The sequence below is a fragment of the Microcoleus sp. BROC3 genome (assembly GCF_036702515.1).
Classification (GTDB): domain Bacteria; phylum Cyanobacteriota; class Cyanobacteriia; order Cyanobacteriales; family Microcoleaceae; genus Microcoleus.
The window spans coordinates 17,543-34,657 of sequence record NZ_JAUBTQ010000025.1 but is presented as its reverse complement, the minus strand read 5'-3'; the positions used below and the strand labels follow the sequence as shown (position 1 = coordinate 34,657).

Sequence of the window (17,115 nt, the reverse complement as noted above, 5' to 3'; positions counted from 1 at the left end):
CGGGAAGACCGAAGTTGAAACAGGTTCGAGGGAAGAAGGAAGAGGTAAGAGGTTCAAGGTTCGAGGGAAGATTTTTCCCATCTCCCACTCTCCCACGTCTCCCCCGTCTCCCCCTCTCCTCAGCCGTTGGGTTTAAGATAAGCAATTGCTGGCCGCGAGATCAGAATTTGTGTTTCTGAGGGATCGAGGAGGCAAATGCAGCTATGATCCTGCCAAAAAATTCGGCCCGCTAGCAAGTCGCCGGTCACGAGTTTAATCTCTACCTGTTCTTTGTCTTTGATGTAGCTTTGTATTAAGCGAACGCTGGGCAATCCGGTCTCAAATTCTGACATAGTGGGAAATGGGTAATTTGGTCATTAGTCATTAGTCATTAGTCATTAGTCATTAGTCTGGGGTGGCAAACTGAGGATTGAGGAGTGAGGACTAAGGAGATGCGGGCGGAACGCAACTGGCAAATGACTAATGACTTTATGAAGTCTATCAACTAATCAGTTTTAACATTCAGAGGTTTTTATGCCGATCGAGTTTGCGAAGTATCAGGGACTGGGAAATGATTTTATTCTGATTGACAACCGCCACTCGTCAGAACCGGCGATTACACCAGAACAAGCTGTGGAGTTGTGCGATCGACATTTCGGGATTGGCGCAGACGGTGTGATATTTGCTCTTCCGGGTCAAAACGACACTGACTATACGATGCGGATTTTTAACTCTGACGGTTCGGAACCGGAAATGTGCGGCAACGGGATTCGCTGTTTGGCTAAGTTTATCGCCGATTTGGAAGCGTCAGAAATTCATCCCCCCCAACCCCCCCTTGCTAAGGGGGGGAGTGAATCGAAAGAAATTGACCCCTCCCTTGCTAAGGGGGGGAGTGAATCTAAGACTGAGTACCGGATTCACACCGGTGCGGGCGTTATTATCACCGAATTGCGATCGGACGGTCAGGTGAAAGTGGATATGGGAGTTCCCCGGCTGCTGGCTGCGGAAATTCCGACCACTTTGGCTGCAGCGGATGCCAAAGCTATAGATGTGCCGATCGAAGTTGCTGATAAATCTTGGTCTGTTACCTGTGTCAGCATGGGTAATCCTCACTGCATTACGTTTGTAGAGGATGTTGCGGCTGTTGCTTTAGAAACTGTCGGCCCTCAATTCGAGCACAACAAAGCCTTCCCGCAGCGTACCAATACGGAATTTATTCAAGTGGTACGTTCGGACTATGTAAAAATGCGGGTGTGGGAAAGAGGCGCGGGTGTTACTCTAGCTTGTGGGACTGGTGCTTGTGCTGCTGTGGTAGCTGGGGTGTTGGTAGGGAAGTGCGATCGGGCAACTGCGGTTGAACTCCCCGGCGGCGTTTTGGAAATCGAATGGGCAGAAGTTTCGGGGCGGATTTACATGACTGGGCCGGCACAGCGAGTATTTACTGGTTGTATTAGTCATTAGTCATCAGTTATTAGTCATTAGTTATTAGTCATCAGTCACTGGTCAGAAGGAATTTTTTGTTGAATTAACAAACAATAAAAATTATTGACTTCAAAATTTTTATTGAATTCTGACCAATGCCTTCTGCCTTCACAAATCATTGCCTGCGGACTGAAGACTGAAGACTAATAACTAAGCCTGAAATCTAAAATCTAAAATCTAAAATCTAAAATTAAGTAGGTGGGCTGGCATGGCTGGAGGTATTTATCTGATTCAGGACGACGACAGGCTGGTAGAAATGATGGAACAGCCCTACGACTCGGAAGACCAGTTACAAGATTTGTTAGTAACTTATCCTAATTTGATCGCGGGAGACCAAATCGATCGCGCGACGGCGCGGAGGTGGCTGTTAATTTCGCGGGAAGCTGCACCCAGCGATGAGGAAACAGCGGTGCAGTGGTCGCTGGATCATTTGTTTCTCGACCAAAATGCAGTTCCTACTTTGGTGGATGTCCGGCGAACTCCTAATGCCGAACTGCGGCAAAAAGTTTTGGGTCAGTCGATCGACTATGCTGCTAATGCGTTGTTTTACTGGCCCATTGATTCAATTATTGCTCTGTTTGAAGCTAATTGTCGCGATCGGGGTCGCGATCCCGAACAGATTTTTGAAGAGTTTCTCGGTGCAGATGCTAATGAAGACAGATTTTGGCAGAAGGTTAAAACTAATTTGCAAGCGGGTAAAGTTCGCTTAGTGTTTGTAGCTGACGAGATTTCCGCTGAAATGCGCCGAGTTGTGGAATTTCTCAACGAACAAATGGACCCGGTTGAAGTTTTGGCCCTGGAAATTAAACAGTATGTAAGTGAAGACGGTTTGAAAACGCTGGTTCCCAGAGTGATCGGTCAGACAGCCGAAGCACAGCAGAAAAAATCCAGCGCAACGCGCGAAAGAAGGCGCTGGGATGAATCTTCATTTTTTGCGGAAATCAAAGCTAGACGAGGCGCGGACGAGGCGCAAATGGCAAGAGAAATTTACCTGTGGGCAAAAAGTCAAGAACCAGAAGTTAAAATCCACTGGGGAACGGGGGATGCCTACGGCGGTTTCGCCGCTCAATTGCCTCAAAAGGGAAGAAAACCCTATCAGTTATTCACTGTAGATATTGCTGGCAGAATGGAGATTTCTGCTGATAATTATGGTTCCCAGCCGCCTTTTAATGCGGAACAAAATTGGCTGGAATTGAGAAGTAAGCTGAGTTCGATCGGTCTGTCGCTGCCTATCGAACCGGGTGAGAGAAGGTCGCCGAGTCTGGCTTTGTTTACTTTGCAAGACGAATCTGCCCTCAAGCAAGTGATGGAAACTTTTGATTGGGTGATCGATCAAATTAACACCTTATAGTTACACTCAGATATGATAGAAACGGAGGACACGGCAGTGCCGTTTCCCTACCCCCATCAATTGTAGGGAAACGGCACTGCCGTGTCCTGACTGTGGGTAATATTAATTCCGAGGCTACCGGATTTGATATTATTTGTAGGGTGATATTCGGCGTATCTTACCCCTATTTGTACGGTGCGCCGAATATCACCCTAGAACGAGCGGGAAGCCCCTGGCTTTAGCACCTTACCCTTGTTAGCGGATTTTATTTGTCCTCAATCTTGATTAAATAGTTATTAGTTGTTAGCTGCTAACTACTAACTAACGACCCATGACTAATGACTCATGACCATGACTATTGATAGCGAATGTTTGCTTGTTTCATGCGCCGCAGTGCCTCTCCCAGCCGATCGCAATCTGCAATCAAACTAATTCTCACATATCCTTCGCCGCCTGGGCCAAAAGCATTACCAGGAGTCACCACAACACCCGTTTGCTGCAAAACATTCAGGGCAAAATCTGTCGAACTCATGCCGCGAGTGCAGGGAACCCACAGATACATTGCAGCCAGAGGTTTAGGAATATTCCACCCTAATTCTGCCAATCCTTCCACCATGAAATCCCGGCGAGTCCTGTAACGATTCTGCACTTCGTGCAAGTAACTATCGGGCAATTGCAGTGCTGTTTCTGCTGCTGTTTGCAAAGCGGAAAATATACCGTAATCTAGGTTAGTTTTTAATGTCCGCAAACCTTGGATAATTTTGCTATTTCCTACTACAAAACCGACGCGCCAGCCGGCCATATTGTAGGTTTTGGACATCGTGTGAAATTCGACGCCGATTTCTTTACCGCCGGGAATTTCTAATAAACTTGTCGGTTGATAGCCGTCAAAGGCTAATTCCGCATAACACAAGTCGTGAACCAGCAAGATTTGATGCTTGTGTGCGAAAGCCACAATATCTTTGTAAAATTCGCGGGGTGCTGTTGCTCCAGTCGGATTACTGGGATAATTGAAATAAAGTATTTTGGCTTGTTCGGCTACGCTGTCGGGAATGTCGGCTAAGTCAATTACCCAGTCATTTTCTGGTTTGAGGATGATGTTGTGAACTTTTGCACCGGCGATAATCGGGCCGCGAAATAATACGGGATAAGCGGGACTTGGTACTAATATTACGTCCCCTGGATTGATATAGGCGATCGCAAAATGTGCTAAACCTTCTTTAGAACCCAATAAAGGCAATGCTTCGCTTTCTGGATCGAGTTCAACGTTGTAGCGGCGGCTGTACCATTTAGTAATAGTACGGCGGAAACTGGCAGTTCCTTCAAAGGGTGGATAGCCGTGATTTGCAGGATTTTGGATGGCTGCGACGGCGGCTTCTACTACTGGTTGAGGAGTGGCACCGTCGGGGTTTCCCATTCCTAAGTCTATTAAATCGAGTCCTTGTTCGCGGGCGCGGGCTTTGAGTTCGTCGAGACGGGCAAATACGTAGGGCGGTAGTTTTTGCAACCTGTCAGCAGGGCTAATCCAATCCAAGGTCATTTATTTTGTGTCAGTTGTCAGTTTTCCTGGTTTGTAGTAAGGACTTTCGTCCTTGCTAGCACAGCCTTTTCAGGACTTTAGTCCTTACTACAAACTGTTTTAATTCTTAATCTTTAATTCTCCCACAGGTGCGGTGGTAGAAACCATCGCTGCCATTAATTGTTGGGGAACAACTTTAAAAGGCAGTCGGTGGATGTCGGAATTGGGATTGCAGGCGATATCGGCGGCGCGCTGCAATTCTGCTAGGGTAATGTCTCCGAGTCCGAGGTTGTCTAAAGTTTGGGGCAATCCAATCTCGCTGTAGAATTTTAGCAGTTGCTGTCTGGCGCTAGCGGCGAGTTGATTGTTTTGCAGCATTTCTTCTAGTCGCAGTTGTACTAAAATGCCGTAAGCGACTTTTTCGCCGTGCAATGTGCCGTGACTTGCTAATAGATGAGTTAGACCGTTGTGGACGGCGTGGGCGGCGACGGTGCGGCATTGGGCACCACCAATTCCGCCGATTACTCCTGCTAGCAATACGGCTGCATCTGTGACTTCTTGCCAGGTTTCGCTACCGGGTTCTTTGAGGGCGGCGGCTGATTTTTGGAATAATATATCGCGCAGTATTCTAGCTTGTTGAACGGCGGAAATTATCAGGGTTTGTTCGGAGTGTCCGCTGCTGACTGATGCTTCGTACCATTTGGCGATCGCATCTCCAATTCCTGCTACTAATGTCCGCTGTGGTGCGGTTTGAATTAAGCCGTAGTCGAGTATTAATAAGTCGGGACATCTGGCTAAACTTACATCGTATTGGAATGCACCTTGTTCTGAATAAATGTTAGAAAGGGCTGTCCAAGCGGCACAGGTGGCTGCTGATGTGGGTATTGTGACGATCGGGATTTTGCACTGATAAGCGACGAGTTTGGCTGCGTCTAAGGCTTTGCCGCCGCCGACACCGATGATGAAGTCGGCTTGATGGGTTTGGGCTGCTGCGCGGAGGATTTCGAGGCTGGTTTCGCTGCAATCATTGCCGTATGCTGTTTCGGCGGATTTTAACTGCTGCTGTTCGAGGATTGGTTGCAGGTAGGGTTGGGCGGCGGCGAGGGAGTTGCTGCCGCCGACGATTAGCGGCCGCTTTCCGAAACGGGCGATCGCATCTCCGGCTTGTGCGATGGCCGATCGACCTCGCAATACACAGGCGGGAGCAATTGTCAAGGAATAAATTGCAGTTGGGGTGGCGGTTTTGGTGCTTTGGGTTTGAGTCATCGAACCACTGGATAAGTGACGAGAATGTTGACGCTTTGCAGGATTGCTGGATTTTCTAGGATAACTCTAACCCATGTTGGGCGATCGGGTAAGTTTTGTAAAGTTTTTATTAAGTATTGTGCGGGGTTGGGGGATGGGAGGGGAGTTGGGGGGTTGAGGGCGATCGAATTATGATTAAAGTTGAGACTTAACGTACAAATCCCAGACTGGTTTCACTGCTGCTGCATCTGGTTGAGAAATTTGCCCGATTTTCGCTAGCAACAAAAACTTTTCCAGACAATCTAATCTAAACAAACGTACTGTAGTCATCATAAAGTCCTTCGTCTTCGGGTGCGTAACCTTTCAAAAAAGCGTCGTGGCTGCGAGTAATAGCTGGATCAATTAAATACTCCTCGCCATCGAGTGCCGAAAACTCGGTTAATTCAGGATATGTCAAAAAATCTTCGGCTGTAGCAGCCATATACGGTGCTAGTATTTTATGGCGTTCTGCTATTGGCAGGCTAGCAATTTCTCTAAGTGATAGCTTGAGAGTAGGTTCGGTTATTGACGAACTGTTAGACTCAGAACTTTCGCTGGAGAACTGCTGTTTCTGTTCCGTTTTTTGCACCAGGAATTGTGCAAAGTCGAGCAATTCTTGTTGTTTCTCAGTGGGCAACTGTCGCAACTTCTCTAACAGTGCTTTCTCAAAATTAATTGTTTCTGACATTTCAATTACCTTCCCTAAGCGTTTATCGGTTTATTTCTCATGCAGTCAAGTTTTGTAGTTCCCTGTTTGCCAATCGCGCCATAATTGTCATCTTTCCCTCTTACTTCACCCATCACACCGCCAAATCTTGATATTCCCACCATTACTGCCACTAACCAGAGTGTTTCCATCCGGGCTAAAACTGACCGAATTAACCTTGGCTAAATGCCCTGTGAGAGTGCGATTTTCCTGTCCGGTTTTCAGATTCCAAAGCTTGATAGTATTGTCATTACTTCCACTTGCAATAATTTGTCCCTCCGGGCTGATGACAAGGGAAAAAACCCCCTGTGAATGCCCTCTTAGAGTGCAAATTTCCTGTGTGGTCTTCAGATTCCAAAGTTTGATAGTCTTGTCTCCACTACCACTAGCAAGAATTTGTCCATCCGGGCTGAAGGCGACAGAATAAACTGACTCTGAATGCCCAGTAAAAGTGCAAATTTCCTGTCTGGTTTTCAGACTCCACAGTTTGATAGTTTTGTCCCAACTGCCACTAGCAATATTTTCTCCATCCGGGCTGATAGCGACAGACATAACCAGGTTTGAATGTCCAGTGAGAGTGCGGATTTCCTGTTTGGTTTTCAGATTCCACAGTCTGATAGTATGGTCACCACTGCCGCTAACAAGAGTTTCTCCGTCTGGACTAAAAGCAAGAGACCGAATTAAACCTGAGTGACCCTTGAGAGTGCTAATCTCTTGTCCAGTTTCCAGATTCCACAGCTTAATTTGTTGGTCAGAACTTCCACCAGCTAAAATTTTTCCATGAGGGCTAATGGCAACGCAATAAACCGCACCTGAATCCGCAGAAAAAGTACGAATCAGCTCTCCTGTATGGAGATTCCAAAGTTTGCTGCAATTTCCACTGCTGTTACTAGCAAAAGTCTTGCCATCTGGACTAATAACTACGCAATCAACAGATGACATAGCTACGCCATTAAGAGTTTTTACACATTTGAAGGAGTAAGCTTTCCTAATTATTTTTTCTTCTATTTGTTGTTGGCGTTGAGCTTCAGCATTGGCAGCTTCTTCTATTTGTTGTTGGCGTTGAGCTTCAGCATTGGCAGCTTCTTGAGATTGACGTTCAGTCTCTACTTGCTCAATCAGCTTTTTCAATTCCTGTTCATACTGTTCTCGCTGTCGTCGCTGAATATCATGAAGAATATCAAAATAAGGTTTCACCCACTCTTCTGCTAATCCATCTTCAGCCAATTCATCCTTTAAATTAAATAACAAAGGTTCATAGCCGGGGTCAATATTGAGATAATACAAATCTGCCAAAAATCCAGCCAGTAACTTGTGAATCGCTACAATCAACTGCCGAATCATGCGGAGGGCTTTTTTCTCACTTACCCCAGATGCTAAAAGTGCATCTTTTGCCTCTTCCCAGTCAAAAACTTTGGTAGAAAACAGGGAGACTTCCTGATTACTCAGGAATCCCCAAAAGCCGACGCGAAAAGTTACTGCATAGTCGCTGATATCGCTATATAAAATTGTAGTAGGAACCGGAGATAAAATTCGCTGCAAGCGTTCCACATCAATATCACCAATCGACTCAGTGAAATAGTCGCTATAAAACTTAACTGGACGTAAGACATCCTGTTGAGGATAATGCTGTCTGAGAAAATCTCCCACACTTCTCATCTCAATTGGCAAATCTTCACAGAAGGTTTCCGGGCATCGCTTGCTAATTTTTGGCGGTGATAGTAAGATTAAGAGGCGATGTTGCTGCTGAAGTAAAATCTGCTTAGTTTCCTCTCGATTCAACTTAGAAAACCAAGTATCTTTATCCCAAATTGTTTGAATTTCAGCCAGCTTGACCTGAATATCTTTTGCTTGCAATTCCCGCATCAAATCCCGTTGCAAGGCGGCCAGCTTCCGTCTGTCTCTCTGTTCCTGTTCCTGCAACTCTATGCGACGCGCCGTTTGTGCTACTGTCAGCTTTAACAATTCGTTATCTCTGCCATCTTTCGCTTTCGCGTATTCGATCATTTCCTGGGAATAACGCTGTTTTACTGGCTCTATCTCAGTCGAATCGGAGGATATCTGATTGGGATCGGGAATCAGAAATTCTACCCATTGTTGAGCTTTATTGCCGAGGCTTTCTCCTAGTTTGTGACCGATATTTCTGGCGATGGGTGACAGCACTTCCGAGATTAAGGGAGCGAGAGCGAGGATTGCTTTTGCGAACATAATTGTGGGTGAGGATGCGGTTATTAATAGTGTAGCAGGATGTTAGGAGGTATAATTCGGATGGTTGCCAACTATTCTGCACTTGTTGCTTTTTAGATTGAATTTCATCATGAATACTCCTGGACGCATAAACCGGGTTTTTTACGGAAATAACGTTACATTTTTTACCGACAGGTGAAACCCGATCGCTCGCCCCTTTCCAATATCCTAGAAAAATACAAGCACGGTCAAGGCTCAAATCAGCTCGGGCTCGATCGCCTTCTCTGTGCGATCGCGCAGGAAACCATCCCTAGTGGATGATGGTTGTAACAGAATTTGTGGGATTATAATTTCTGTGCAATTAGCCTTCTTGCCTTCATGCCAACGAATGATTCTGACATACAAATCCAAGCGCGAAGAATTCTAGACGCGATTGCTTTCATTCCTTTTGAGCAATGTCAACCCTTGACCCGTGGGTTTGAGAGCATTCCTGCGCGTCCTGGCATTTATGCAATCAGGCACAGAACTGATGGATTGCTCTACATCGGTAAAACCAAGAGCTTACGAGGTCGCTTCAGTGGTGGGCACAAAGCTTTTTTGTGGGCATGGCTCGATAAATATAGCGATGAAGACATACGGATTGCAGTACAGACAATTTCTCACGCTTGAGAACCCTGCGTTACTATTGGAGCTAGAAGCCATCATTCTAAGAGCTGCTGAGCCCCCTTACAATGTCCAAATTCCAACTGAGATGTAAAGCCATGCAAGCCAAACTTCAAGAGCAACTTTCCCTCGCTGATGCCGAAGTTATTTTAGGACGTTTTCCTGAACGAATTCGTGCTGCCCTAATTGCTCGTGCTGCTGAAATTGAATACCCAATCGAAGCAGTCATTGAGATGGCGATCGCTAGTTTCCTTGACACAGAGGCATTAGGTTTTGCAGATTGCAAACCGGGACGCGGACAATAACAGCGTCAACTGGCGATCGCAAATACGCCGCCAATAGCTCCGATCGAGGGGCTTTACAGTGTTTGATAGGTTCTTTGTCGATCGCTGTTGTCAAGGAAGGAGCTAGTCACGATATGCTCTGCTTTTATACCAGCCTCAATCAGCGATTGGCTTAGCCCTTCCTCGAAGTTATCCTCTTCAATTACCACTTGACGATCGACTAAACGAGCATGAAACAGAATGGTGTCCATCCAGCGCTGTTTATCCCAGCCTGTCGCCAGAACCAGAAAGTGACCCGAATCGACATCACAGACGGAGTAAAGCTCGATCGCCTGTAAACGGGGTTGCGCGCGAGTTGCTTCTTGCAGGGTTTTTTTGAGAATGTCTGCATAGGTTAGTGAGTTATCCATTGGAGAATCGCCTCTTGACTTGGTTCGTAAACTAATAAATTGATTTTATTTCGCTGGACGGCTAACTGAAAAATCGGTTTTTGAAAGTGCTTAATGTAGATCGCTTGGCTCACTGCTAAAAACAACTGACGCTCCGGTTCTTGGTTTTCCAATGCCCATTGGTAAAGCTGAAGTTGTCCCATCGTTTTTTCCAGTTCGCTAATGACTGATGGTGAATCAAAGTCTTTGATTTCAACAGCGATTTTATGCCCTTCTTTTTCGGCACTGAAAAACTTTTCTGCTCCTAAGTCGGCTTTCAAAAGAGTCTGCTCTAACACTAAGACTAAAGGATCGTCCGTAATTGTCCACCCGTCTTTTTCGAGGGTGCGACGCAGGGAGGAATGTAAATTATCGCGTCTAGACATTCGATATTCCAGAATTTAGGTTAGGAAAGCTCAGCACGAACCTCTTCAGCTCCCATGTCTTGTGGATGTCCCTTATTGTGAAAGTAAATAGTCTAATATGTAATCAAAGATCGCTTTTTTAAGTGCGACGAGTAAGATGTTTGAGTCTGGTGGTGCGCCGTCGATCGAGAACAGAAGATTCCGACGGAGGTAAGAAGGGGTGGACAGACATGGGCAAGTTGCGGTATTTTTAGACTTTATTATGTATTGTATCGCATCTGCGGTACAATTATAAGTTAGCTGGCTCCGCTTTTGGCTGAAACAATGCTTCTAAATTATCTGCCAGTGTTTAACATTAAGCTATTCACCTCTAATTACTGTAGTTCAGTCTATGAGAAAGCCACAAACTGTTAAAGCTTTGGAAGAGCTAGGACGGGTTCAACTCTCTAAGAGTTTTTTCATGCGTGAGTTTCTTTATTCAGAAATCTCTCAAATTGAAGGTATCCCTAACATTCCTAGCGATCCTGACTTGGCGATCGCAGCAGGAAAGAATTTGTGTGAGAGGGTGCTTGAACCAATTCAAGATGCGCTTGGTCGGATTAGTATCCGCTCAGCCTATCGTTCTTGTGCGGTGAACGCCAAAGGAGCAGAGAATAAAAATCAGTACGGCTGTGCCAGTAATGAGGACAACTATGCAGAACATATCTGGGACGTAAAAGATTCAGATGGGTATATGGGAGCAACAGTATGTATTGTTGTTACATCATTCATCCCTTACTATGAACGCACTCAAGATTGGACAGCATTGGCATGGTGGATACATGACCACATTGATGCTTATGCAGAAATGACCTTTTTCCCAAACTATGCAGCGTTCAACATTAGGTGGAGCGAGAATCCTAATGTTTCAAAAACCATTTCTAGCTACGTAAGAAACCCGCACACTGGTAAGAATAGCGGGTATCTGACAAAGGAGGGGATGGAGAATTTCTTAGGTTTGCATGAGCAGTTTTACCAAGAATTTATCGCTCGTTGACTAAACATCTTTTTGAACTTCTATGCGATAGTTGTAGCCCTGTTCAGTGAGGAAGAGTTGGCGGTGGCGGGCAAAATCTTCCTCGCAAGTTTGTAGCGATACTAATGTATAAAAACTCGCCGTATGTCCGTCGGATTTCGGGCGGAGAATTCGTCCCAGGCGCTGCGCTTCTTCTTGGCGAGAACCATACTTTCCCGATACTTGAATCAACACATCGGCATCGGGTAAATCGACGGCAAAATTGCCCACGCGAGATAGAATTAATCCCGGAATCTCTTTGTGACGGAATGCTTCGTATAACCGATCGCGCTCAGCCTGTTTCGTCTTCCCCGTAATCAGAGGCAAATCGGTAATTTTGGCGATCGCATCCAACTGTTCCAGAAACTCACCGATAATTAAAATACGATGTCCCGCTTCCTTTTGCAACAAACTTTGCACCACATCCAACTTACCCGGATTTTCCGCAGCAATGCGAAACTGATTGCGGCGGGGCGCTAGGGCATATTCCATTTTTTCCGCCTCATTTTGGGCGACGCGGATTTCCGTACAATTGGCAGTGGCAATAAATCCCTGTCCTTCCAATTCGCGCCAAGGTACGTCATAGCGCTTGGGCCCAATCAACGTGAATACATCGCCTTCTTTCCCGTCTTCGCGAATCAATGTCGCAGTCAAACCTAACCTGCGCCGTGCTTGTAATTCAGCGGTGATCCGAAATATCGGTGCAGGTAATAGATGGACTTCATCATAAATAATCAGTCCCCACGATTGGGCGTTAAACAACTCGAAATGCGGGAATTCATCATCTTTATTCGATCGATAACTTAGCATTTGGTAAGTCGATAGGGTGACAGCAGCCGTCTGTTTGGTGACACTGCTGTACTCAGCGATCGCATCCTCAGTTAAACTCGTTTTGTCTAATATTTCCCTGCGCCACTGGTGCACAGAAGTCAAACTGCTGGTGAGGATGAGTGTCTTTTGCTTTACCAAACTCATGGCTAACATCCCGACTATTGTTTTACCCGCCCCGCACGGTAGGACGATCGTCCCACTTCCACCTTTTACCTCCCCATCCTGATAGAATGCCTCTGCTGCTTCTTGTTGATAAGCACGCAACTTAAAGGGCAAATCTGTTAGAGTACGATCGCGCAAAGAAATCCCTAAATCGGCACCCTCCACATATCCCGCCAAATCTTCTGCCGGATAGCCCACCGCTAGTAAAGCTTGCTTGAGTACGCCGCGATTTCCGGCATCGACTTGAAAGCAAAGATCGGAGATGCGCTTCCCCAACATTGGTTTGACGCGATCGTCTCGTACCAGCAATTCCGCTAGGGGCAAATCGGCAATTCGCAGTTGTAAATCGGGGCTAGCCGCATCGATTCTTTCAATTACAGTTAATCCATACCGCGCCCCTAACAGTTCAATTTCCTGCGCTACGGAGTCAGGAATGGGATACTTGGCATACTTTCGCAAAGCTGCGATCGCGTCTTCAACAGGCATTCCCGCCGCCCGCGCATTCCACACGCTGAGGGGCGTGATGCGATAGGTGTGGATGTGTTCGGGACTTTTGATTAATTCGGCAAAGGGGGCGATCGCTTCTCGCGCCTGTTGTGCTGTTGGGGCGTGAACTTCTAGTAAAATTGAGCGATCGCTTTGCACGATCAAAGCATTTTCGGGAACATAATTCATAGGTTGTTTCGATCGCAGATAAAAGGCAGATAAACGTAGATAATTTTAATTGGTTGTATAGCAATCCTTGGAGGAGTCGTAAATTTTTTACCCCACCCCAACCCTCCCCTTGGTAAGGGGAGGGAGTAAGAAACTCACAAATGATTTAGGATTGCTATAGATACTTGTAGCGGTGAAGGAGTCGGGCGATAATCTGAGTAATAATTTCAGGATTTGTATCCGACTGCTGCACCCTGGCGCGAGTGCGATCGATAACACCGGACACGATCTTATACCACTTTTAAACGAAATAACAGTATTCTTGTCCCCCCCGCAATGCAGCGGGGGGGGCTAGGGGGGGTCGAAGAGTGTTGCACGATTTTAGAGAAATGGTATTACTATTTATCCCGCTGGGGTAAGACGTAGCCGATCTGCCGCAGGGCGTTGCGAAATTTAGTTTCCTGGAATAATGGAACTGCCAAAGTGCGATCGCCCGCTAGCTGACAGAATTTTTTGGTACGGGAATCATTGGCAATCAACAATGCTAAATGGGCGTTTTTACATTCGATTAACTTGACAGTTCCTGCATCTTGCAAACTATTCGATCGTTCTGTAACATCCGTCAGAAATTGCTGTACGGTTTCGGGTAGCGGTTCGATACTTCTTGTCTCTAAAACTTCTTGAAATTCTGCTAGCGGGTATCCCGCTTCAATGGCGGTAAATAGCTTTTGTCGATCGAGTTGCCAGACGACATCTGAAACTTTTTTAGCATAGAGATCGAGGACGATCGCATCTGATGTCGCGATGCCTTCTCCTGCTACAACAATATCTAAATTGGGCAGTACGCGGAGTGTTTGACGGAACTCAATTGCTGGCGGGGTGTAATTGTTAGTCAATCCCAAACAGTAAGCCCCCAAAGCTGTCAGGCGAAAAGATATTAAGCCGTCGTAGCGACTGAGAAATCTCAAATCGTCCGTTCCCCAAAGATCGTCAAAATCGCTGGGTATGAGGGACGGATCGGCATAGGCAACATCAATTATTCCCAGGGTAGCAACATATTCAAATAACAGGCAGCGCATATATCTTTCTTGCAGAATATGCCAATCGTGACTGCCCGAATATCCTAAGTTACCATACCCAAATTCAGAAATATAGAGATTGTCGGGATCGCGCGTTACTTCAAACCGATTCCCCGTTGCCAACATATACTTGCTAAATTCGCTAAACAGAATCCATTTACCGACAGGACATTCTGCTAGCCTTGAGGCGATCGCCTCTCTCCGCCCCGCCACCGCTGTCATGCCGCGCGCGCCCTTGCCGGTTTGTCCTTTAATCGCATCAATGCGGCGAAATTCATCAAAAGTGTTTGTTTTTAACCAGCGCTTCCATGCTGTCTGTAATCCTTTAGCAGGTGATTCTTGCAAAGCTTTCTGTCCCGCTTTGGTCAAAACTAGCTTTTTGCCCGATTGTTCGGCGAATTTGCTCGCTTGGGCGATCGCGGCCCAAGCAAAGGATTTGATGTTACCAACCTCGTAGAATATATCGCCCTTTTCCACGGTAGCTTGGCGCTGTTCGTCGTTATAAAAATCACCCCCTTGCAATACGGCGGCGATCGCTTTTACAGTTGTGGCACCCGGTAATGCAGTTTTCTCACTAACGGCAACTTTGCCCGACTGAATCAGACGCAAAACTGCTTCCAAGTCCTTTGGGGCTGCCCGTTCCATTTCAAAAATTGTCAAAGGAATTTCGTACTCGGATACCTCTATTTTAGATGTACGAAAGTTCTGTTTTTCTACACGAATTATAAAATTATCTGGCAGTACATCGCCAACCAGATTTAAGGAAGTTGCTTGAGGTTTTGGCACAAACTTCAGCAATTTTTCTTCAAGATCGTAGGGTATCGCACTCCCGTAGAAGAACAAGCATAGTAGGGATGGTTCTCGGTTGTATCCATAGCGATCGCTCATTCCCCAGTTTGGTTGTTGTCCGTATTTCGCCACAAATACATCGGGATCATAGCCACCACCTGACCCATGTATAACTTCCGCTACGGCTGCTTTTTGCAGGTCGTCTAATTGCGCCCAAACTTGCTTGAGTTTTTGTCCCTGCATTTGCTCTTTAATCCCAGCAACCAGGTCAGCTTTGCGAGTTAATTTGCGATCGCCCGACAACAGCGCATTCAGCTTTTTTAAATCTTCAACAATTATTCCTTCGAGTGCCTCTTGGAGAGTAGTAACATCATCTAGGGTTTGGTAACGCGGCATAATTTTTGGCAATTCGCCTGCTGCAAAATTGTTTGTGCTACCAAATATAACAACTTTCCCCGATTGGGAACTTGAATTTTTGTTACAAAAATCAGAAGCATGGTTTAATATTTATTGTCAAACAGGTATATTTTATCTAATAAAGTAAAGAATTATGCGAAATAAAAAACTCTGAATTACACAAATACTATTGCAAAAATTTAGGGGAAAAATCTTAAGTTCAAATTTGAGCTTTGAGATTTAACTCGGAGTGTGAGATAATTATTTACAATCGTGACTGCTGTTTTACGGGGCGTGCAGGCGCGGTAAAACAGCAGTGACAGTCAGCAGTGTTTAAAAAAAATCCCCCATTCCCAATCATCACAAACAAGGCGATATGAGCGAACACCCAACCATCAGCTACCGCACCGAAAGCGACTCAATGGGAGACAAACAAATTCCATCTAATGTCTACTACGGCATCCAAACTCTAAGGGCTATTGAAAATTTCCCGATTAGCGGCATTAAGCCTTTATCAACTTACGTTGATGCTTGTGTTTTAATTAAAAAAGCAACGGCGATCGCCAATGGCGAACTCGGCTGCATTCCCCAAGACATCAGTCAAGCAATTGTCCAAGCAGCAGATGAAATCCTAGCTGGCAAATTGCGCGATCAATTTGTAGTTGATGTCTACCAAGCCGGCGCCGGAACTTCTCACCACATGAATGTTAATGAAGTTCTTTCCAATCGCGCTTTGGAAATTATGGGCGATGAAAAAGGCAACTACAAGCGCGTCAGTCCTAACGACCACGTAAACTACGGTCAATCAACCAATGATGTGATTCCGACGGCGATTCGGATCGGCGGATTGTTGGCGTTAGAAAAAACTCTGTTTCCGGCTTTGTCGGATGCGGTAGTCGCCCTAGAAAACAAAGCAGAAGAATTCAAAGATATTGTTAAATCCGGCCGCACTCATATGCAAGATGCTGTGCCGGTTCGACTCGGCGATACCTTTGGCGCTTGGGCGCAAATTCTCAGAGAACATACCTTGAGAATTGACAGGGCATCCGATGATTTGACATCTCTGGGATTGGGGGGAAGTGCGGCAGGAACAGGCTTAAACACTCATCCTGAATACTGTCAAAAAGTTGCTGAAATTCTCTCCGAATTAATCGACCACCGCGTGAAACCAGCAAGGCATTTAATGGCTGCTATGCAGAGTATGGCACCCTTTGTAAATGTGTCCGGTGCACTGCGAAATCTCGCTCAGGATTGTGTTAAAATCTCCCATGACTTGCGTTTGATGGATTCCGGGCCGAAAACGGGTTTGAAAGAAATTCAACTGCCTCCCGTGCAACCGGGTTCGTCAATTATGCCGGGAAAATACAATCCTGTGATGGCAGAAATGACATCGATGGTTTGTTTTCAAGTTATGGGTTACGATAGCGCGATCGCCCTGGCAGCCCAAGCAGGACAATTAGAATTGAACGTGATGATGCCCCTGATTGCCTACAATCTCATTCACAGCATCGAAATTTTGGGCAATACCATCAGCGCTTTGACTACACAATGCCTCGCCAAAATTGAAGCGAAGGGCGATCGGTGTCTCGCTTACGCAGAAGGCAGTCTCGCCCTCGTTACCGCCCTCAACACTCACATCGGCTATCTCAACGCCGCCGCCGTCGCCAAAGAATCTCTAGAAACTGGCAAATCTTTGCGGCAAATTGTGCTAGAAAGGGGTTTAATGAGTGCAGAAGACTTGGCAAAAGTTCTAGATTTAGAGAAAATGAGTGCGATGCCGGCATCTTCTGCTAACGTTTAGAAGAGCGAAGGTATCAGGTAGAAACTAGAAGGCTGAACTCGATATAATTCTGCCTTCAGCATTCTGATTTCTGCCTACGCGCTGTCACAGGTTAAAGTTAAAAAATTCAGAATTCAAGTTTT

Annotated in this window: 16 protein-coding genes; 6 read left to right on the top strand and 10 right to left on the bottom strand. The window is 46.0% G+C overall.

Translation table 11 applies throughout. The features are described 5' to 3' along the window. Window positions 1-119: 119 nt before the first annotated feature. Window positions 120-332 carry an Hfq-related RNA-binding protein gene (locus QUB30_RS17305; protein WP_333239123.1) on the bottom strand — a complete coding sequence of 71 codons (213 nt, stop codon included), beginning with the start codon at window positions 330-332 and terminating at the stop codon, window positions 120-122. Window positions 333-513: 181 nt separating this feature from the next. On the opposite strand from QUB30_RS17305, the gene dapF reads away from it, so the two are divergent. Together dapF and QUB30_RS17295 are read left to right on the top strand one after the other, a co-directional pair. Next, window positions 514-1,440 carry a diaminopimelate epimerase gene (dapF, locus tag QUB30_RS17300; RefSeq protein ID WP_333335530.1) on the top strand — a complete coding sequence of 309 codons (927 nt, stop codon included), beginning with the start codon at window positions 514-516 and terminating at the stop codon, window positions 1,438-1,440. 229 nt (window positions 1,441-1,669) lie between these two features. Beyond that, entirely contained in the window at window positions 1,670-2,812 is a 1,143-nt protein-coding gene (locus QUB30_RS17295; RefSeq protein ID WP_333335526.1) for a hypothetical protein, read from the top strand. Window positions 2,813-3,146: 334 nt separating this feature from the next. On the opposite strand, the gene QUB30_RS17290 is transcribed toward QUB30_RS17295, so the two are convergent. The 5 genes from QUB30_RS17290 to QUB30_RS17270 all read right to left on the bottom strand — a co-directional run bounded on the left by QUB30_RS17290 (window position 3,147) and on the right by QUB30_RS17270 (window position 8,508). Then, window positions 3,147-4,331 carry an aspartate aminotransferase gene (locus tag QUB30_RS17290; protein ID WP_333335523.1) on the bottom strand — a complete coding sequence of 395 codons (1,185 nt, stop codon included), beginning with the start codon at window positions 4,329-4,331 and terminating at the stop codon, window positions 3,147-3,149. A gap of 99 nt (window positions 4,332-4,430) precedes the next feature. Next, the gene (locus tag QUB30_RS17285) at window positions 4,431-5,576 is read right to left on the bottom strand and encodes an iron-containing alcohol dehydrogenase family protein (protein WP_333335519.1); all 1,146 of its coding nucleotides are present in this window, start codon (window positions 5,574-5,576) and stop codon (window positions 4,431-4,433) included. 174 nt (window positions 5,577-5,750) lie between these two features. Further along, on the bottom strand, window positions 5,751-5,888 hold the full coding sequence (locus QUB30_RS17280) for a hypothetical protein (protein ID WP_333335515.1): 138 nt from the start codon (window positions 5,886-5,888) through the stop codon (window positions 5,751-5,753). Then, window positions 5,863-6,282, bottom strand: coding sequence for a DUF2281 domain-containing protein (locus tag QUB30_RS17275; protein ID WP_333335512.1), 420 nt, complete (start codon window positions 6,280-6,282; stop codon window positions 5,863-5,865). Before QUB30_RS17275 ends, QUB30_RS17280 begins: the two co-directional genes overlap by 26 nt. Before the next feature lie 105 nt (window positions 6,283-6,387). After that, window positions 6,388-8,508 carry a serine/threonine protein kinase gene (locus QUB30_RS17270; protein WP_333335511.1) on the bottom strand — a complete coding sequence of 707 codons (2,121 nt, stop codon included), beginning with the start codon at window positions 8,506-8,508 and terminating at the stop codon, window positions 6,388-6,390. A gap of 357 nt (window positions 8,509-8,865) precedes the next feature. Here QUB30_RS17270 and QUB30_RS17265 point away from each other — a divergent pair, with 357 nt between their 5' ends. Continuing rightward, a complete protein-coding gene (locus QUB30_RS17265; RefSeq protein ID WP_333335705.1) occupies window positions 8,866-9,156 on the top strand; it encodes a GIY-YIG nuclease family protein in 291 nt (96 codons plus the stop codon). 92 nt (window positions 9,157-9,248) lie between these two features. After that, entirely contained in the window at window positions 9,249-9,455 is a 207-nt protein-coding gene (locus QUB30_RS17260; RefSeq protein WP_006631417.1) for a hypothetical protein, read from the top strand. Window positions 9,456-9,508: 53 nt separating this feature from the next. On the opposite strand, the gene QUB30_RS17255 is transcribed toward QUB30_RS17260, so the two are convergent. Together QUB30_RS17255 and QUB30_RS17250 are read right to left on the bottom strand one after the other, a co-directional pair. After that, on the bottom strand, window positions 9,509-9,844 hold the full coding sequence (locus QUB30_RS17255) for an element excision factor XisI family protein (RefSeq protein WP_333335508.1): 336 nt from the start codon (window positions 9,842-9,844) through the stop codon (window positions 9,509-9,511). After that, the gene (locus QUB30_RS17250) at window positions 9,829-10,248 is read right to left on the bottom strand and encodes a XisH family protein (RefSeq protein ID WP_332948402.1); all 420 of its coding nucleotides are present in this window, start codon (window positions 10,246-10,248) and stop codon (window positions 9,829-9,831) included. The genes QUB30_RS17255 and QUB30_RS17250 overlap by 16 nt, the downstream gene beginning before the upstream one ends. Window positions 10,249-10,618: 370 nt before the next feature. Here QUB30_RS17250 and QUB30_RS17245 point away from each other — a divergent pair, with 370 nt between their 5' ends. After that, entirely contained in the window at window positions 10,619-11,263 is a 645-nt protein-coding gene (locus QUB30_RS17245; RefSeq protein ID WP_333335504.1) for a peptidase M15, read from the top strand. Here the strand turns inward: QUB30_RS17245 and QUB30_RS17240 are convergent, their stop codons facing one another. Together QUB30_RS17240 and QUB30_RS17235 are read right to left on the bottom strand one after the other, a co-directional pair. Continuing rightward, complete coding sequence (locus tag QUB30_RS17240; protein ID WP_333335501.1) at window positions 11,264-12,949, bottom strand: DNA repair helicase XPB; 1,686 nt, start codon at window positions 12,947-12,949, stop codon at window positions 11,264-11,266. A gap of 377 nt (window positions 12,950-13,326) precedes the next feature. Then, window positions 13,327-15,192: a hypothetical protein gene (locus QUB30_RS17235; RefSeq protein WP_333335498.1), complete on the bottom strand. Its 1,866-nt coding sequence runs from the start codon at window positions 15,190-15,192 to the stop codon at window positions 13,327-13,329. A 376-nt stretch (window positions 15,193-15,568) separates the two neighbouring features. Here QUB30_RS17235 and QUB30_RS17230 point away from each other — a divergent pair, with 376 nt between their 5' ends. After that, the gene (locus QUB30_RS17230) at window positions 15,569-16,993 is read left to right on the top strand and encodes an aspartate ammonia-lyase (protein WP_333335495.1); all 1,425 of its coding nucleotides are present in this window, start codon (window positions 15,569-15,571) and stop codon (window positions 16,991-16,993) included. The last annotated feature ends 122 nt before the right edge of the window (window positions 16,994-17,115 follow it).